Here is a 16783-nt window from a genome sequence, read left to right on the forward strand (position 1 = left end):
CATGGTGCCTGACACCCTTATATGGCTTTGTCGGTTAAATAGAAAAGACCAGCGTTTATGAAGGATATGGAGATTTTCGGTTCGTATTGTTCTTTTAGTGCCTGTTTTTCTGTTTCGTAGTTTTCATTTTCTTCTTCTTCAACGTCTTCATAAAAATGGTTTAAGAGACGTAAATCCTGCTCCCAGCGTTTTCTAGCCTCATCAGCCCAGGAATGGTCATCTTTTTCAATCACAGAAGATAAATATGTTTCTATCCTTGAAATCCCACTTTGGTGTCTTACTAATGGCGATAAGGTAAATGAATAATCAGGAATTTTGGGTGTTAACGGTATTTTCAGCAGCCTGTCATGAAAATCCTCGACCATGGTTCCGTTAATAAGTTGTAAGCCGATCGACTTGAAAATATCCCGCTTCCGATCACATTGATAGGATATTTTAACATTCATACATAGCCATGGCATTAAAGGAGTCTGCTTGTTTTGATGGAGATGGTTTTCATAAAGCCGCATATAACTGGCTAATTTTTTTGCCGACTCAAAAATCTGATGAAGACGAGGAGAACCAAAATGGATGATTTCTCCTTTTATATTTTCGGGTGCGGCATCTTGATTCGTGATAAAGGTGAGTTTCATCGGATTGGGAATTCCACCTGTTTTTTCTAAATAGTGCCAGTAAAAAGGGCGGTTCATTAATTCCTTATCCAGTTCTACTGTTAACTGGACAATTAAATAGCCAGGGCCATTCTCCACAATTGGACAATCATTGGCCTGAAAATAGTTCAATAGAAAGTTATGAATTTCCTGCTGCTGCATGGGAGTCTCCTTTCTTCATCTCTTGGGCAAACTCAATCATTGAAGATAAATTTTCCATCTTAATGCGCATTTCCCCTTCAGTAGAGGATTGTCCGAAAATATCTATTAAATGATCTTCGATATTTCCAAATTCCAACTTTGTTAAAATATCGTCAAGTTCGCCGATTACTTTTTCAAATAAATGGATTTTCTCATAGAGAAGTTTCAAGATGTGCTCTTCAACCGTATTCTGGATTGCAAAGTTATAAATCATGACATCTTTTTCCTGGCCGAGACGATGAATACGACCTATTCTTTGCTCGAGCCTCATTGGATTCCATGGCAAGTCAAAATTAATGATATGGTTACAAAATTGCAGATTTATTCCTTCACCGCCAGCTTCCGTCGCAATTAGGACTTGAGCATGCTTTTGGAATAATTCTCTCATCCAGTCCTTTTTTCCTCGTTTAAAGCCTCCGCGAAAAGGAACAGAAGATATGCCATGCTGTTTTAAATACCATTGCAGATACATTTGCGTAGCTCGGTATTCGGTAAAAATAATCACTTTATCATTTACCTTTTGGATTAATTCTAATGCTTTTTCAGCTTTTGAATTTTTCTGGACTGCTTCGACCTTTTTAATTAAGTACTGAATTTGTTCTTCAAATGCCGGGGTTGGGTTTTCCTTTTTTTGCAGCATATTTTTTAAGGTATAATATACCGCTTCTCTGCTGCTGCATGCCTCACGCTGTAACGTCATAACTGAGAATGAGCTAGTTTGAATCCAATTCCCTTCACCTTTTAAGTCAGTAATGGACTCATAAAGGTCTTTCTCCTCAGGGGTACATTCAATTGGAATCGTTTCAACATGCCGTTTCGTCCACTCAATCCCTGTATCGGCCCGCCGATTCCGAATCATTACCTTGTTAACTAATTCTTTTAAATGTTCATCATCATTTAAAGACCGTGCATCTCGTTTGTATTTTTCATAAAATGCCGTTTCGCTGCCTAAATGTCCTGGTTTTAATAAAGAAACTAAATTAAAAATTTCCTCAACTCGGTTCTGTATAGGTGTTGCTGTTAATAATAAACAAAATTTCTTTTTCAGATTTTGAACAAATTCGTAGTTTTTTGTTTTGTTATTTTTTAGTTTATGTGCTTCATCAATGATGATGAGATCATAGTCCTGCTGATAGATGATGTCTCGATGTGGATTGCGTTTAGCTGTATCAATTGATGATACGACAACATCGCACTGTTCCCACACATAGCTTTTCCTTTGTGAAATCGCTGGGATAAAAAATTTGCTATTTAATTCAATCGACCATTGTGTAACTAATGAAGCTGGGACAAGTATTAATACTTTTTTCACCAATCCGCGAATCATATATTCTTTTAAAATTAACCCAGCCTCAATCGTTTTTCCTAGACCTACTTCATCTGCAAGTATGGCTTTCCCATTCATATTTTCAATTACTTGTTTCGCTGTTTCGAGTTGGTGTGGAAGGGGGGTTAAATTAGGCAAATGACTTGGTGCTAATAACCCCTTAAAATCTGGAATAACGAGATGTTTTTCTACCCCAATTGCTAGTTTATAAAGGTCCCAATTCCCCCATGGACCATCGATTTCGATTCTATGTAAAAAATCATCTTTCCAGGAGGAATCAAATTCAATTTCGATCGACATGGTGCCAGCTCCTTTTGTGCAATTTCCAGCTTAATGGTTTTCTAATAAAGTTATTGCTCAATGTATTAATTTAATGGTAGGATGATAATAGCTTTTGAATGTTTTAAATATTTTAATATGGTAATTTATTTTATAAGTATAATTAGTATGACCAATTTGGATAATATTATAATGCGAATGATAACAAGGGGAGAGACTACCTTAGTAGCGCCGAAGGAGCAAGCAGTCATGTGAATCTCTCAGGCAAAAGAACTCTTGTTTGACGCAGCTCTGGAGAGTGCTGCTAAAATTAGCAGCCACCAAAGGGGAAAGCCTTTAATAGGTAAACTTTCAGGTGCAAGGACAGAGACCTTCTTACGTTTCATGGGAGGTTTCTGTCCTTTTTTATGTTATCCAAGGACTAATATGTGCCAAAGATTGAAGGGGGATTAATAATGTCTGAATTAAAACGAACTCCACTTTTTGATGTATATAAGGAATGGGGAGGAAAAACCATTGATTTCGGAGGTTGGGCACTGCCAGTTCAATTCTCGAGCATTAAAGATGAGCATGAAGCTGTTCGCACAAGCGCAGGATTATTTGATGTTTCCCATATGGGTGAAGTGGAAGTAAAAGGCACTGATAGCTTAACATTTTTACAAAAAATGATGACTAATGACATTTCCAAAATCAAAAATGGCAGTGCACAGTACTCAGCCATGTGTTATGAAAATGGCGGTACTGTCGATGACTTGCTTGTTTATAAGATTGAAGACAATCATTACCTTTTAGTAGTAAACGCATCAAATATTGAAAAAGATTACAAATGGCTTGAAGACCATTTAACTGGTGATGTCTCTTTAGAAAACTTATCGGAAAAAACAGCACAGCTGGCTATCCAGGGACCACTTGCGGAAAAAGTATTGCAAAAGCTTGCGGGAGATAATGATTTAAGCCAAATTGGCTTTTTCAAATTCCAAAAAGATGTAATCCTAAATGGGAAAAAGGCACTTGTATCAAGAACTGGTTATACTGGTGAAGATGGTTTTGAAGTATATTGCGATGCAGAAGATGTTGTGGAACTTTGGAGAGACATTTTAACTGCAGGTAAAGAAGATGGAGTAATCCCATGTGGATTAGGGTCACGCGACACACTTCGCTTTGAAGCAGTTTTAGCGCTTTATGGTCAAGAACTATCTCCAGAAATTTCACCACTTGAAGCTGGAATTGGCTTCGCTGTGAAATTAAACAAAGAAGAAGACTTTATCGGGAAACACGCGTTAATCCAACAAAAAGAAAAGGGCTTAACAAGAAAATTGGTTGGAATCGAAATGATTGATCGTGGGATCCCGCGTCATGGCTACCCTGTTTATAAAGGTGATCAGTTAATTGGTGAGGTTACAACTGGAACGCAATCACCCACGTTAAAGAGGAATATTGGTCTTGCCCTTATCAATGCAGAATTTGCGGGTCTTGAATCCGAAGTTGAAGTTGAAATTCGCGGCAAACGTTTAAAAGCTACTGTAGTTCCAACACCTTTTTATAAAAAAGAAAAGAAATAACAGAAGGGAGTTAGGTTTATGAAACATCGCTATTTACCTATGACTGAACAAGATAAGAAGACTATGCTTGAGGCAATTGGTGTTTCCTCTATTGATGAACTGTTTAGCGATATCCCTGAGAAAGTAAGATTTAAGGGTGAGTACAATATTAAAGCGGCAAAGTCTGAAACAGCCTTAATGAAAGAGCTTTTTAAGATGGCTAGTCGGAACGCTGACCTGAAAAGAAACGTATCTTTTATAGGTGCAGGTGTTTATGACCATTACATGCCTGTAATTGTCGACCATGTTATTTCTAGATCAGAATTTTATACAGCTTATACACCTTATCAACCAGAAATTTCACAAGGTGAACTTCAAGCTATCTTTGAATTCCAAACCATGATTTGTGAGTTAACTGGAATGGATGTTGCCAACTCATCGATGTATGATGGCGGAACTGCGCTTGCTGAAGCAGCAATGCTTAGTGCAGGCCATACCAAACGAAAAACGATAGTCGTATCCAGTGCTGTACATCCAGAATCACGTGATGTTCTAAAAACTTATGCAAAGGGTCAGTACCTCAATGTGATTGAAGTACCAGTCAAAGATGGTGTAACAGATCTTGACGCATTAAAAGGACTAGTTAATGAAGATGTTGCAGCCGTTATCGTCCAATATCCAAACTTCTTTGGGCGAGTCGAGCCGTTAAAAGAGCTTGAGGAAATCATTCATGCAAATAAGTCCACGTTTGTTGTTTCAAGTAACCCACTGTCCCTTGGGGTATTAACACCACCAGGTAAATTTGGTGCAGACATTGTGATTGGCGATGCACAGCCGTTTGGAATCCCAACTGCCTTTGGCGGGCCACACTGCGGCTATTTTGCAGTAACAAGTAAGTTAATGCGAAAAGTTCCTGGCCGTCTTGTGGGACAGACAACGGATGACCAAGGCCGCCGCGGTTTTGTATTAACATTGCAAGCACGTGAACAGCATATCCGTCGTGATAAAGCGACATCAAATATTTGCTCAAACCAAGCATTAAATGCCCTTGCAGCCTCTGTGGCAATGACAGCACTTGGGAAGAAGGGTGTTCGTGAAATGGCAGCAGCCAATTTACAGAAGTCACATTATGCAAAAAATGCATTCAAGAATGCCGGCTTTGAAGTTGTTTATGATGGCCATTCATTCAACGAATTCGTAGTGAAATTAAATAAACCTGTTAAGGAAATCAACCAGCAGTTGTTACAAAAAGAAATTATCGGCGGCTATGATTTAGGCCGAGATTATCCAGAACTGGCTAACCATATGCTGATTGCTGTAACAGAACAAAGATCGAAGGAAGAAATTGATACTCTAGTGAAAGAATTGGGGGATTTCCATGCATAATCAAGACCAGGCACTCATTTTTGAACTTAGCACACCAGGCCGCATCGGCTACAGCCTGCCGGAAATGGATGTACCGGAACTAGATCTCAGCGGTCTCCTTCCTGATGGTTACCTTCGTACAGAAGAGCCTGAACTTCCTGAAGTTTCGGAGCTTGATATTATGCGCCACTACACTGCCCTTTCGAGGAGAAATCATGGTGTCGATTCAGGATTCTATCCACTAGGCTCGTGTACGATGAAATATAATCCGAAAATCAACGAAAATGTAGCGCGTTTTAACGGATTTGCACATGTACATCCGCTCCAAGATGAAAGCTCTGTTCAAGGTGCTCTTGAACTTTTATACGATTTGCAGGAGCATTTAATCGAAATAACAGGTATGGACGAAGTGACATTGCAACCTGCCGCAGGGGCTCATGGGGAATGGACAGGTTTAATGATGATCCGTGCTTATCATGAGGCTAACGGTGATATGAACCGTACAAAAGTAATCGTCCCTGATTCTGCTCATGGTACGAACCCAGCTTCTGCTACGATTGCTGGTCTAGAAACAATTACCGTTAAATCCAATGAACATGGTCTTGTCGACCTTGAAGATTTAAGAAGGGTTGTTGGGGAAGATACTGCTGCATTAATGTTAACCAACCCGAATACGCTTGGACTATTTGAAGAAAACATTCTTGAATTGGCTGAAATTGTCCATGAAGCAGGTGGTAAGCTTTATTATGATGGAGCAAACCTAAACGCCGTTCTTTCAAAAGCAAGACCTGGGGATATGGGATTTGATGTTGTTCACTTAAATCTTCATAAAACATTCACTGGCCCACATGGAGGCGGTGGTCCTGGTTCCGGTCCTGTCGGGGTGAAGGCAGACCTTATCCCGTTCTTACCGAAGCCGATTATCACAAAGCAAGGCGAAGAATATGTCCTTGATTATGACCGCCCGCAATCAATTGGCCGTGTGAAGCCATATTACGGAAACTTCGGGATCAATGTACGTGCTTACACATACATTCGCTCGATGGGACCAGATGGCTTAAAAGCGGTAACAGAGTACGCTGTATTAAATGCGAACTACATGATGAGAAGGCTTGCTGAATATTATGATTTACCATTTGATAGACATTGTAAGCATGAATTTGTACTCAGTGGAAGACGTCAGAAAAAATTAGGCGTTCGTACATTGGATATTGCGAAACGTCTGCTTGATTTTGGTTACCACCCACCAACCATTTACTTCCCATTAAATGTGGAAGAGTGTATTATGATCGAACCGACTGAGACCGAATCAAAAGAGACACTGGATTCGTTCATCGATATTATGATCCAAATCGCTAAAGAAGCGGAAGAAAATCCAGAAATCGTTCAAGAAGCACCACATTCAACAGTGGTCGGCCGGATGGACGAAACAAAAGCAGCCCGTAAACCAGTTTTGAAATACCAAGAAGCTTAATAAATGGAAAGGTCAGATTCGAAAAATAATCTGACCTTTTATCTTGTGTAGCAGTTTTTGAAATTAAAAAAGGCTCCGAATCCGGAACCTTTAATGAGTTCTTATTTCTTAGCTTTTACTTTACCTGACCATTTTTTGAACCCGCCTTGTAGCTGAGTAAGGTCTCGATAGCCTTTTCGGTGTAAGAATTGGGCTGCACGTCCACTCCTCATTCCACTCTGGCAATACAAATATACTGGCATATCAGAACGGATTTCTTTCATGCGCATTTTCATTTGCGACATTGGGATATTACGTGCTCCTAAAATATGGCCGCCTTCGAATTCGTTTGCTTCACGAACATCTATTAGTTGTGCCTTTCTGTACCCCGCACGGAACTCTTCTTCTGTTACCGTTTTAACAATTCTTTTCTGATAGAAAAAGGTAAAAACGGAATAAATGATAACTGCTACAATGATGATTAATAATGGATAAAGTGAACTCAATTTTTTTTTGCTCCTTTCAAGCTTTCCTGCACTAGTATTTATTATATAAGTCAATCCGATAAAGATAAAGATGAATGCAAAAAAATCTTTTGATATTGCCTAAATAATTATAGCAGAAACATCTTATTTTGAATCTATATCAGATTTTGGTAGACTTAAACTCGACATAATTTTAAAAAAAGAGGTTTTTGTATGAAAAAAGAAGTTTGGCGTTTTATAGATACTGGTAATAGTTCGGCATCTTTTAATATGGCATTGGATGAGGCATTGCTTGATTGGCACAGTGAGGGGAACATTCCTCCGGTGATTCGATTCTATGGCTGGGACCCAGCAACCTTATCAGTCGGATATTTTCAAAAGGTTGAGAAGGAAATTGATATGGAAGCAGTGAAGGCTCATCAATTAGGGTTTGTCAGGAGACCTACAGGCGGCAGAGGAGTGCTTCATGAGCACGAACTTACTTACAGTGTAATTGTTTCAGAAGACCATCCAGAAATGCCAAATTCGGTAACGGAAGCCTATCGTGTTATTTCTGAAGGAATTTTAAAAGGCTTCCATCACTTAGGCCTTGAGGCTTATTTTGCAGTCCCAAAAACAGCGGAGGAAAGAGATGCTTTGAAAAATCCACGCTCAGCTGTATGTTTTGATGCGCCGAGTTGGTACGAACTTGTGGTTGAAGGCAGAAAGGTAGCCGGCAGTGCACAAACGAGGCAAAAGGGAGTTATATTACAGCATGGTTCCATTTTGTTAGATCTAGATGAAGATAAATTATTTAGTTTATTTAAATATCCAAGTGAAAGAGTAAAGGAACGAATGAGAAAAGCTTTTAAGGACAAAGCGGTCGCAATCAACGCGATCAGTCCGAGGAGAATATCTCTTGAGGAAGCAAAGGTTGCATTCTATAAGGGCTTTGCGGAAGGTCTAAATATTGAACTTGAACCTTATCGTTTAACAGAGGATGAACTTGCATACGTTGACAAAATTGCAAAAGAGCGCTATGAGAGTGATGAATGGAATTTTAAGAGATAAATCGCGACGCAATCGTCGCTCTTTTTTTTTGCTTTATGTAAAGAAGCAACCTGCGAATTTTGTTGAATTTTCCTGATTTTTGACGAAAATCGTTTAAAAGCTATTGATTACTTTTAATTTTATTATATTTCGAGTTTGACAAAATGATGGTTATTCGCTTCGTTTACAATATATAGTGGTGTCGAAAATATTTTCGGTACTACATATTGATATTTAGTTGATTTATTCTGGTTGGCTATGATAACCTTAAAATACAAACCAACTAGATGTAGCGTAAAGTTGCTAGATTTAGCACAATAGGTAGATATAATTTTGAAGGAGTTGTTCTCATGTCTGTAGTTTTTAGACAAACAATGAATATTGATTTTGAAAGGTTGAATGAGGATATTCACCTATTCCCCCAAGTACATCCAGTTACCCCAGATATGAAAATAACTCACAAGGGTGTTTCCCGATTGGTCATGTTGGACCGCTATACCTTTAAAGACACAGCAAAGATTACTCTAACAAACGGCGACTTTGTTGTTTTAACTATTAAAGAGGATCCAAAATTCCCAGCACGTGGTCTTGGTTACATTATGGAAATTGACTGGGAAAAGAAAAGAGCGAAAGTAATAGTCGAAGAGGAATTCAGAGGGGTACTTGATGACCCTGAAGAAGCTAGTACTGGTGTGATAGTCAGGTCTTTAGATGTGATTGAAAAGCCATTGGAGCTCTTCTATGAGCAAATTGCGAAGCGTAATGCTACGGGTCTTGCTTCGGTGGAAGAGACCGAAGAAAAGCGCAGAGAATGGACGGAACGGTTTTATCAAGAACTTGTTAACATGAACTTCATTCCAGCAGGCCGGGTTCTTTATGGTGCAGGGGCTGATACCGATGTAACGTACTTCAATTGCTACGTTATGCCGTTTGTTCCTGACTCACGTGAAGGGATCTCTGATCATCGTAAGCAGGTAATGGAGATTATGAGCCGCGGCGGCGGTGTTGGAACAAATGGCTCGACGCTGAGACCGAGAAATACACTGGCTAGAGGAGTCAATGGTAAATCATCTGGATCGGTTTCATGGCTGGATGATATTGCGAAATTGACTCATTTGGTTGAGCAAGGCGGATCAAGACGCGGAGCACAGATGATCATGTTGGCGGATTGGCATCCTGACATTATTGAATTTATTATTTCAAAGATGCAAAATCCAAGAATTCTACGATTCTTAATTGAAAATACAAACGATGAAACCATTAAGAAACTTGCTAAAGATAAGTTAAAGTTTACTCCTTTAACTCTCAGAGAAACAGCAATGTACCAGGGAATTGTAAATTATAAAAACATTCCTGGGTTCGGTGGATTTGATGAAAACATCATCGCAGATGCAGAAGAGAAATTATTAACTGGCGGTAATTACACTGTCCACAATTCAGAATTCCTTACAGGTGCGAACATCTCTGTCTGTTTAACAAAGGAATTTATGGATGCTGTAGAAACCGATAGTGACTATGAACTCCGCTTCCCATATGTTGAACAATATGATCAAGAGGAAATGGGTATTTACAACCGAGAATGGCATAAAGTTGGTGACGTTCGCGAGTGGGAAAAACAAGGGCATAAAGTACGAGTGTATAAAAGGTTCAAAGCGAAAGAACTCTGGAACTTAATCAACATTTGCGCGACATACTCAGCTGAACCGGGTATATTTTTTATCGACAACGCTAACGACATGACCAATGCAAAAGCATATGGACAACAAGTTGTTGCAACAAATCCGTGTGGTAAAGTGGCTTAGTTTGCCTCACGTTAAAAATTGCGGAATAAAGCGGGAACCCTGAGATTGGGAATCCGAACCGAAGGCTGAATGTAAAGATTCAGTCAGGGGCAACGCATACGAAGTGATCCTGCTAAGGCAGACTATAATCTTCGCACGAGGCCGCAACATTACACACCGGAATAAACATAAGGGTAGCTGAATCAATGGATATTAAATTGGAGTGATTAGAATGAACCGAGGATATGCAGGTTTTATAAAGGACATTATTTAAGAAGTTCTTATGAATACGCATATGCTAAGTACCTTGACTATCATTCCATCCAATGGGGCTATGAAGATACTGTGTTTGATCTCGGGTATAAAATGTATAAACCAGATTTTTTCTTCTACAATCAAAATAATCTGTTGGTAAAAATAGTGGAAATTAAATCGAAGGACAGGGTAGCAAAGGACAATGCAAGACAGGCTTTAAAAACCATTGAAGATAAATATAAAATAAAGTGCGAACTGATTTCTTATGAAGAATTGCTTAAGATGTATAAAGACCTACCGTTTTCATTAACTTCAACTATTACTGAATGGATAGAATCCAAAGAAACCACAGTAAATAAAGCGGCGTATGGAAAACTCAACGGTCATTTTAATCTTAAGCATAGCGAGACATCCAAAAAAAGAATTGGGGAGCATACAAAAGAATTATGGGCTACTGATGGTATAGCAAAACAAAGAATGCTTGAGGGATTAAGAAAATCTGGATTGGCACAAAAGGGTAAATTAAAAAAGCCAAGAGAGAGCAGAAATTGCCAGGAATGTGGTCTGGAATTTAAAGTTATAAAAACATCCCCTCAAAAATTTTGTAGTCAATCTTGTGCAGGCAAGCTTGCCATAAGAAATGCGACAGAAGCTTATATTGAAAAAAGAAGCCAGTTACATGAAAGTATAAGGAAATATATAATTCAATGGTCGATAGAAAACAGTGAAATAGTCCTTGTAACCCCCTTAAATAAGATAAAAACCACTATTAAGCCTTTAATAGATAATATTCAAAAAGAATTTGGAGTGAAGGATTTTAGGGTCATTTCAAAAGCCGTTTTTGGAGAAGATTGTGGTAGAAAAGAATTAATTAAATTTATGCAAAAGTGTGTAATGAAAAGATATGCTGAGCTAACGGGAACTCAACCGTTAGAACTAGAGGATAAAAAGCCTTTAGGATAACAATTGGAACAACCACTCGCACCATTTTCCGTCTGTAACCTTGCAGCTGTCAATCTCGCTGAGATGGCTGATAAGGACACAAAAACTGTTGATTTTGAAAAGCTTAAGAAAACAGTAGCTGTGGGCGTACGGATGCAGGATAATGTCATCAACGCAACCCCGTACTTCTTGGAAGAAAACAAAAAACAGGCTCTTGGTGAACGACGAGTAGGGCTTGGAGTCATGGGCTTGCATGACATGCTGATTTATTGTGAAACGAAGTATGGATCACCAGAAGGAAACGAACTCGTTGATCAAGTATTTGAAATAATTGCAACAACGGCATACAGAACATCAATTGAATTGGCAAAAGAGAAGGGAAGTTTCCCATTCTTAACTGGTGAAACAACCTCAGAAACCAATCGATTACGACAATCATTCATTGATACAGGATTTATGAAAAAAATGCCTGAAGATGTTCGCCAATCTATTTTAGAAAATGGAATTAGAAATTCCCATTTACTAACTGTGGCACCAACTGGATCCACAGGGACCATGGTTGGAGTTTCCACCGGACTTGAGCCTTATTTCTCATTCTCTTATTTCCGTAGCGGACGCCTCGGTAAATTTATCGAAGTTAAAGCGGATATTGTGAAAGAATACTTGGACCAACACCCAGAAGCAGATGAAAACAATCTTCCGCACTGGTTTGTTACATCGATGGAGCTTTCAACTGAAGCCCATGCGGATGTTCAATGTGTCATCCAGCGCTGGATAGATAGTTCTATCAGTAAAACTGTCAACGCACCAAAAGGGTATAGCGTAGAACAGGTCGAAAAAGTTTATCAGCGTTTGTACCGCGGCGGGGCAAAAGGTGGAACTGTTTATGTTGATGGTTCACGTGATTCTCAGGTACTGACACTAAAAGCTGAAGAAAACACCAATGAACAATTATCAATTTTTAATGAAAAACCGAAGCAGCATGTGGTCCTTGTTGATACAATCAGTGAACTTCGCTCAACAAGTGTAACGATCGGCTCTGAAGTCGGTAACACTTGCCCAGTCTGCCGGACTGGAAAAGTAAAAGAAATGGGTGGCTGCAATACCTGTGCAAACTGCGGCGCTCAATTAAAATGTGGTTTATAATACGTATTTTTTAGAGGTGGGTGTGGCTTTGAAATAAAGTTGTACCGATTATAAAAAAGATGCACCGTTATACCCCTTTGGATAACATTATCTAAAGGGGTGTTTTTTTATGTTTAAAAGAACGAGAACATCTAAAATTGATAAATGGATTAAAGAAGGTCGTGGCTCTGGTGCAGGCTCAAATTATAAGCCTTGGTTGAATATTCAAGACGTTTCTTCATTAGGTCGCTCGACTCGATTGAAAGGAATTAAAACAGGAAGGAAACACGAATTTTTGTCTGATTTGGAACGAAACTACTTTTACTTAACTGAATACTCAGATTTTGTTATTGATATTAGAGAACAATTTCCTTTATTGCCGTTGGAAGAAAAAAAATACACTGAATGTAACTTGATATAGGAGTGGAATAGATGAAAAGTATATTTAAGTTACAGTAAGATGTGGATTTGTGACGTGTTTTTGATCAAACTTTATTTTAAAGCTACAGGAGAAAGTTTCCCCCATTTTTTGAGATAATTGTCGATTTCCGTGAAAAAAGTTTAACAATACTACAAAAAAATGAGAAAACTATTAGAATCTTTAAAATAAAGTCGAAATTTGTAATCTAACTGTAATCTACCTGTTACTTCGATGTTATTCTTTTTTTGTATATTTATAGTATCGAAGCACACAGGGGGATTAAACAAGATGTTGAAAAAAATCATTGCAGCAATGGCTATGACAATTATTCTAAGTTCATTGTTTACCACTATGGGTGATAAAGCGGAAGCGGCCTATTACCATACAAAAGCAATTTCAGTAGCAAAAGCAAATCTAGGCGTCCCATATCGATGGGGTGGAATAACACCTAGTGGTTTCGATTGCTCTGGCTTAGTTAAGTATTCATACGGTAAGGCTGGAAAAGTATTACCACGGACAGCAGCTGAAATGTACTACCAAAAAGGATACCGTGTTACCTCTTTGCGGACTGGAGATTTAATGTTTTTTGCACCTAATAAAGCAAGTAGACCAAGTCACGTTGCCATTTATATTGGCAGCGGAAAAATGATTCAGTCTTCATCTTCAAAAGGCGTTTCAATCGCTTATACAAGCAATAGTTACTGGAAGCCAAGATTTATTGGAGCGAAACGTTTTTAGTGAAAAGTTAAGCGATTTCTATATCAAGAATGAACAAAGAACATCATGCAAAATCGATGTTCTTTTTTTATTTTTTAATTTTCTGCTTGTCCTCCGTACTATTTATTAATACAACTGCTTAAAGATGTAAAAATAAGTTCATCTTTGGGAGTGGCTGCCATGTATATTGACGGCGTTTTTTCTGGAGGAGGTATAAAGGGGTTTGCACTAATTGGAGCCTGTGCCGAAATTGAAAATAAAGGTTTGCGGTTTGTAAGGGTGGCAGGAACAAGTGCAGGGTCCATCGTTGCTGCATTAATTGCCGCTGGTTACACAAGTAAAGAAATTTTCCAATTGGTCGATGAGTTAGATCTTTCTAAACTTCTAGATGCCCGTAAAACCATTATTCCTTTCCCGTTTGCAAAATGGCTGTTTGTCTATTGGAAGCTAGGGCTTTTTAAAGGGAATGAGCTTGAAAAATGGATTTGTGAGAAACTTGAGGCTAAAGGGTTAAAAACATTTGCAGACCTGCCGCCACAAGCACTTCGAGTCATCGCATCTGACCTTTCAAATGGGCAAATGATTGTATTGCCTGATGATTTACAAAAATACGGTATTTCACCTGGGTCATTTCCGATCGCAAAAGCGATAAGAATCAGCTGCAGTATCCCTTATTTCTTTGAGCCAGTAAAAATGCGTTCAATGGACGGGGTGAATGTGCTAGTTGACGGCGGAGTTCTGAGTAATTTTCCGATGTGGCTTTTCGATAAGGAAAATGCACAAAAAGTAAGACCTGTCCTCGGGATTAAATTAAGTTCAAGTGATTATGAACATGAAAAACATAAAATAAAAAATGCTGTTCAACTTTTTGCAGCATTATTTGAAACAATGAAGGATGCACACGATTCCAGGTACATTTCAAAGAGACATGTAAAGAATATTATCTTTATCCCGACGGAGGGTGTGTTATGGACTGAATTTTCGCTGACAGAGGAAAAGAAACGTGAATTGTTTGATTTAGGAAGAGAGAAAGCCAAACAATTTTTGAAGACTTGGGGCTATTAATTGGGAATTGCCTTTGTCTTCCATTAATATAAAAAACCGAGCGCCTATAGAGACGCTCGGTTTTTCTTTTTACCCTTTTTGCCGTCGATAACGGTCAAATGAGCAGGTGATTTCTTTTTTGTCTTGTTGCTCTTCTTTAAGGATGCTAATGTCCCGAGAGAGGAAGTTTTAACAGTTGCTTCCCCACTCTTTTGTTGTAATCGTTTTTTTGACTTTTTGGCTGCTTTAAGAAATGCCCGCTGCTCTTTTTTCTGAGGGCTTGAGCTGGAAAACTTCCTAACTAGGAAATAAACGGCTAAAACAATCAATGCGATGACAGCTATTCTCTGAATGAAAGCGGCTGAATTAGCTGTAAATGTACCAACAAGGCCAATTAATGCAAGAATGATAAGTCCCCCAACAACCACATGAACAAATGTCCGATTCTTCAAGAAAGCCACCTCCCTAAGAGCATCTTAAGCATTTTTAATATCTTTTAAACACTATAAAACAAGGATTTAGACAATTTCTTCATTTTCAGATAAGAACTCAGATTCCTTCTCCATTTTTAATAATTTGTTAAAAGAAAGAATTGCCACTTCCACTTGGTCATTTTGTGGTTCCTTCGTTGTAAGCAGTTGAAGCCACAGACCAGGTAATCCTAAAAACTTCAACACTGGAATATCTCTAAGTTTGTTTGTTAACTGCAGGACTTCAAAAGCAATACCTAACACTACAGGAATTAGGAGAAGACGGTCTACTATCCGCAGCCAAAGTGGAGATGTAGGTACGAGCATATAAACAAAAACTCCAACAATGACGGTAAACAGGATAAAACTACTGCCACAGCGGTAATGCAATCGGGAATGAGCCTGCACATTTTCGACAGTTAATTCAACGCCTGCTTCAAAGGTATTAATTACTTTATGTTCAGCCCCGTGGTATTGAAACACTCTTTTTATTAAAGGAGTAAGAGATACAAAATAAATATAGGTGATCAACAAGATTAGTTTAAAAAAACCCTCCACTAACACTTGGGCGAAATCTGAAGGAAAAATAGGTTTTGTCAAAACTGCAAGGAACACAGGAATTAACGTAAAGGCGAATTTACCAAATAAAAATGAGATAACACCAATTGCTGCTACGCCCAGATACATTGTTAATTTAGAAACTTCTTTTTCTTTTATCGTTTCATCATCTTTTGGATCAACATCAAATCTTTCTGTTGAGAAGTTTAAATGTTTTGATCCATTCGCACTAGCCTCAATAATAGCAATGATCCCACGCAGGAAAGGGATTTTTTTCAAAATTGTAAAAGCGGGATTTGCTTTACGCGGCAAATGAAAATATTCAACAGATTGATCCTTTCTGCGAACCGCAGTAACATAATGATGTTTACCGCCAAACATAACACCTTCGACAACCGCTTGGCCGCCATAAACGGGTTTTTGAGAACTAGACATATACATAACACCAACCTAATCAAAAGTTGCACAACAGCAGAAGTAGAAAAAATCTGTATGTACTTAATTCTATTCTACTAGAAAAATAAAAAAACCTCTAGGAATGACATAATATTTCCAATTAAAAAAGTTTTTTTTGATGTAAGGGATTGAATCCCAAAGGACATAATAAAAAATGGAATTTATTATGGCCTTTTGTAGTCCCTGTTTTTAGGGACAAAAATACAAGTATTATGAACATCCAAAAAGGCATGCCCGATGTAGCGGATAGTAAATGGAGGTTGTTATAATGGCGAATGAACAGAAACTAGGTAATTATCCGAAACCCATGTCCTTTCCGGTGATGGTCTTTTGGACAGGATTATTTGGAGGTTTGTTTTGGGGAACCCTTGGATGGATTGCTTCCTACTTAAGTTTTACCGAAATTCGTCCTAATGTCATCCTTGAACCATGGGCACTGGGGAATTGGAAGCATGAATGGCTAGGTACACTCATATCCATCATTTTAATTGGAATTTGTTCAATAGTTGCAGCATTTGTATACTATGCAGCATTGAGAAAATTCAAGGGTTTTTGGTTTGGTCTAGTCTATGGAATTGTATTATTTGCAATTGTGTTCTTTATTCTTAACCCGCTTTTCCCAGGAATTAAACCGTTCTTTGATTTAAATCGTGATACAATCATTACATCCATTTGTATATATAT

General features: G+C 38.4%; 13 protein-coding genes, 3 pseudogenes and 1 riboswitch. Of the genes and pseudogenes, 11 read left to right on the forward strand and 5 right to left on the reverse strand.

The genetic code is table 11. The annotated features are described in order from the left end of the window. Positions 1 to 17: 17 nt before the first annotated feature. Both V7137_RS17390 and V7137_RS17395 read right to left on the reverse strand, forming a co-directional pair. Entirely contained in the window at positions 18 to 812 is a 795-nt protein-coding gene (locus tag V7137_RS17390; protein WP_335699261.1) for a YqhG family protein, read from the reverse strand. After that, on the reverse strand, positions 790 to 2478 hold the full coding sequence (locus tag V7137_RS17395; protein ID WP_335699262.1) for a DEAD/DEAH box helicase: 1689 nt from the start codon (positions 2476 to 2478) through the stop codon (positions 790 to 792). The genes V7137_RS17390 and V7137_RS17395 overlap by 23 nt, the downstream gene beginning before the upstream one ends. A 177-nt stretch (positions 2479 to 2655) precedes the next feature. Beyond that, positions 2656 to 2743, forward strand: a riboswitch (glycine riboswitch). A gap of 169 nt (positions 2744 to 2912) precedes the next feature. Between V7137_RS17395 and gcvT the strand changes: the two genes are divergently transcribed. The 3 genes from gcvT to gcvPB are packed head-to-tail and all read left to right on the forward strand — an operon-like array spanning position 2913 to position 6837. Then, the gene (gene gcvT, locus V7137_RS17400; RefSeq protein WP_335699263.1) at positions 2913 to 4019 is read left to right on the forward strand and encodes a glycine cleavage system aminomethyltransferase GcvT; all 1107 of its coding nucleotides are present in this window, start codon (positions 2913 to 2915) and stop codon (positions 4017 to 4019) included. 18 nt (positions 4020 to 4037) lie between these two features. Further along, positions 4038 to 5384, forward strand: a complete 1347-nt coding sequence (gene gcvPA, locus V7137_RS17405; RefSeq protein ID WP_335699264.1) for an aminomethyl-transferring glycine dehydrogenase subunit GcvPA — start codon at positions 4038 to 4040, stop codon at positions 5382 to 5384. Continuing rightward, the gene (gcvPB, locus tag V7137_RS17410; protein ID WP_335699265.1) at positions 5377 to 6837 is read left to right on the forward strand and encodes an aminomethyl-transferring glycine dehydrogenase subunit GcvPB; all 1461 of its coding nucleotides are present in this window, start codon (positions 5377 to 5379) and stop codon (positions 6835 to 6837) included. The genes gcvPA and gcvPB overlap by 8 nt, the downstream gene beginning before the upstream one ends. A 101-nt stretch (positions 6838 to 6938) precedes the next feature. On the opposite strand, the gene V7137_RS17415 is transcribed toward gcvPB, so the two are convergent. Further along, positions 6939 to 7322 (reverse strand): rhodanese-like domain-containing protein, encoded by a 384-nt coding sequence (locus V7137_RS17415; protein ID WP_088088954.1) that lies wholly within the window; start codon positions 7320 to 7322, stop codon positions 6939 to 6941. 192 nt (positions 7323 to 7514) lie between these two features. Here V7137_RS17415 and V7137_RS17420 point away from each other — a divergent pair, with 192 nt between their 5' ends. The 7 genes and pseudogenes from V7137_RS17420 (at position 7515) to V7137_RS17450 (ending at position 14636) form a co-directional block, all read left to right on the forward strand. Then, complete coding sequence (locus V7137_RS17420; protein WP_335699266.1) at positions 7515 to 8351, forward strand: lipoate--protein ligase family protein; 837 nt, start codon at positions 7515 to 7517, stop codon at positions 8349 to 8351. 329 nt (positions 8352 to 8680) lie between these two features. Beyond that, positions 8681 to 10123: pseudogene (locus V7137_RS17425) on the forward strand (vitamin B12-dependent ribonucleotide reductase); the annotation flags it as partial. 354 nt (positions 10124 to 10477) lie between these two features. Next, complete coding sequence (locus V7137_RS17430; protein ID WP_335699267.1) at positions 10478 to 11329, forward strand: restriction endonuclease; 852 nt, start codon at positions 10478 to 10480, stop codon at positions 11327 to 11329. Between the two features lie 6 nt (positions 11330 to 11335). Continuing rightward, positions 11336 to 12454 (forward strand): annotated as a pseudogene (locus V7137_RS17435) (vitamin B12-dependent ribonucleotide reductase); the annotation flags it as partial. A 109-nt stretch (positions 12455 to 12563) separates the two neighbouring features. Further along, positions 12564 to 12824: pseudogene (locus tag V7137_RS17440) on the forward strand (heteromeric transposase endonuclease subunit TnsA); the annotation flags it as partial. A gap of 318 nt (positions 12825 to 13142) precedes the next feature. Next, positions 13143 to 13592, forward strand: coding sequence for a C40 family peptidase (locus V7137_RS17445; RefSeq protein WP_335699268.1), 450 nt, complete (start codon positions 13143 to 13145; stop codon positions 13590 to 13592). Between the two features lie 159 nt (positions 13593 to 13751). After that, entirely contained in the window at positions 13752 to 14636 is an 885-nt protein-coding gene (locus tag V7137_RS17450; RefSeq protein ID WP_335699269.1) for a patatin-like phospholipase family protein, read from the forward strand. Between the two features lie 44 nt (positions 14637 to 14680). On the opposite strand, the gene V7137_RS17455 is transcribed toward V7137_RS17450, so the two are convergent. Continuing rightward, positions 14681 to 15076 carry an SA1362 family protein gene (locus V7137_RS17455; RefSeq protein ID WP_335699270.1) on the reverse strand — a complete coding sequence of 132 codons (396 nt, stop codon included), beginning with the start codon at positions 15074 to 15076 and terminating at the stop codon, positions 14681 to 14683. 57 nt (positions 15077 to 15133) lie between these two features. Next, positions 15134 to 16078, reverse strand: coding sequence for a DUF1385 domain-containing protein (locus tag V7137_RS17460; RefSeq protein WP_335699271.1), 945 nt, complete (start codon positions 16076 to 16078; stop codon positions 15134 to 15136). Between the two features lie 289 nt (positions 16079 to 16367). Here V7137_RS17460 and V7137_RS17465 point away from each other — a divergent pair. Then, positions 16368 to 16783, forward strand: a 416-nt coding sequence (locus tag V7137_RS17465) for a YqhR family membrane protein (protein ID WP_335699272.1), incomplete at its 3' end; no start/stop codon positions are given.

Origin of the sequence: Neobacillus drentensis, from assembly GCF_036962765.1 — a bacterium.
In the GTDB taxonomy this organism is placed as follows: Bacteria; Bacillota; Bacilli; order Bacillales; family Cytobacillaceae; genus Neobacillus; species Neobacillus drentensis_C.

Bases quoted from the DNA above. Each gene is read 5' to 3' on its own strand.
- V7137_RS17390 (WP_335699261.1), bottom strand. From the start codon at position 812: ATGCAGCAGCAGGAAATTCATAACTTTCTATTGAACTATTTTCAGGCC.
- V7137_RS17395 (WP_335699262.1), bottom strand. From the start codon at position 2,478: ATGTCGATCGAAATTGAATTTGATTCCTCCTGGAAAGATGATTTTTTA.
- gcvT (WP_335699263.1), top strand. From the start codon at position 2,913: ATGTCTGAATTAAAACGAACTCCACTTTTTGATGTATATAAGGAATGG.
- gcvPA (WP_335699264.1), top strand. From the start codon at position 4,038: ATGAAACATCGCTATTTACCTATGACTGAACAAGATAAGAAGACTATG.
- gcvPB (WP_335699265.1), top strand. From the start codon at position 5,377: ATGCATAATCAAGACCAGGCACTCATTTTTGAACTTAGCACACCAGGC.
- V7137_RS17420 (WP_335699266.1), top strand. From the start codon at position 7,515: ATGAAAAAAGAAGTTTGGCGTTTTATAGATACTGGTAATAGTTCGGCA.
- V7137_RS17430 (WP_335699267.1), top strand. From the start codon at position 10,478: ATGTATAAACCAGATTTTTTCTTCTACAATCAAAATAATCTGTTGGTA.
- V7137_RS17445 (WP_335699268.1), top strand. From the start codon at position 13,143: ATGTTGAAAAAAATCATTGCAGCAATGGCTATGACAATTATTCTAAGT.
- V7137_RS17450 (WP_335699269.1), top strand. From the start codon at position 13,752: ATGTATATTGACGGCGTTTTTTCTGGAGGAGGTATAAAGGGGTTTGCA.
- V7137_RS17460 (WP_335699271.1), bottom strand. From the start codon at position 16,078: ATGTCTAGTTCTCAAAAACCCGTTTATGGCGGCCAAGCGGTTGTCGAA.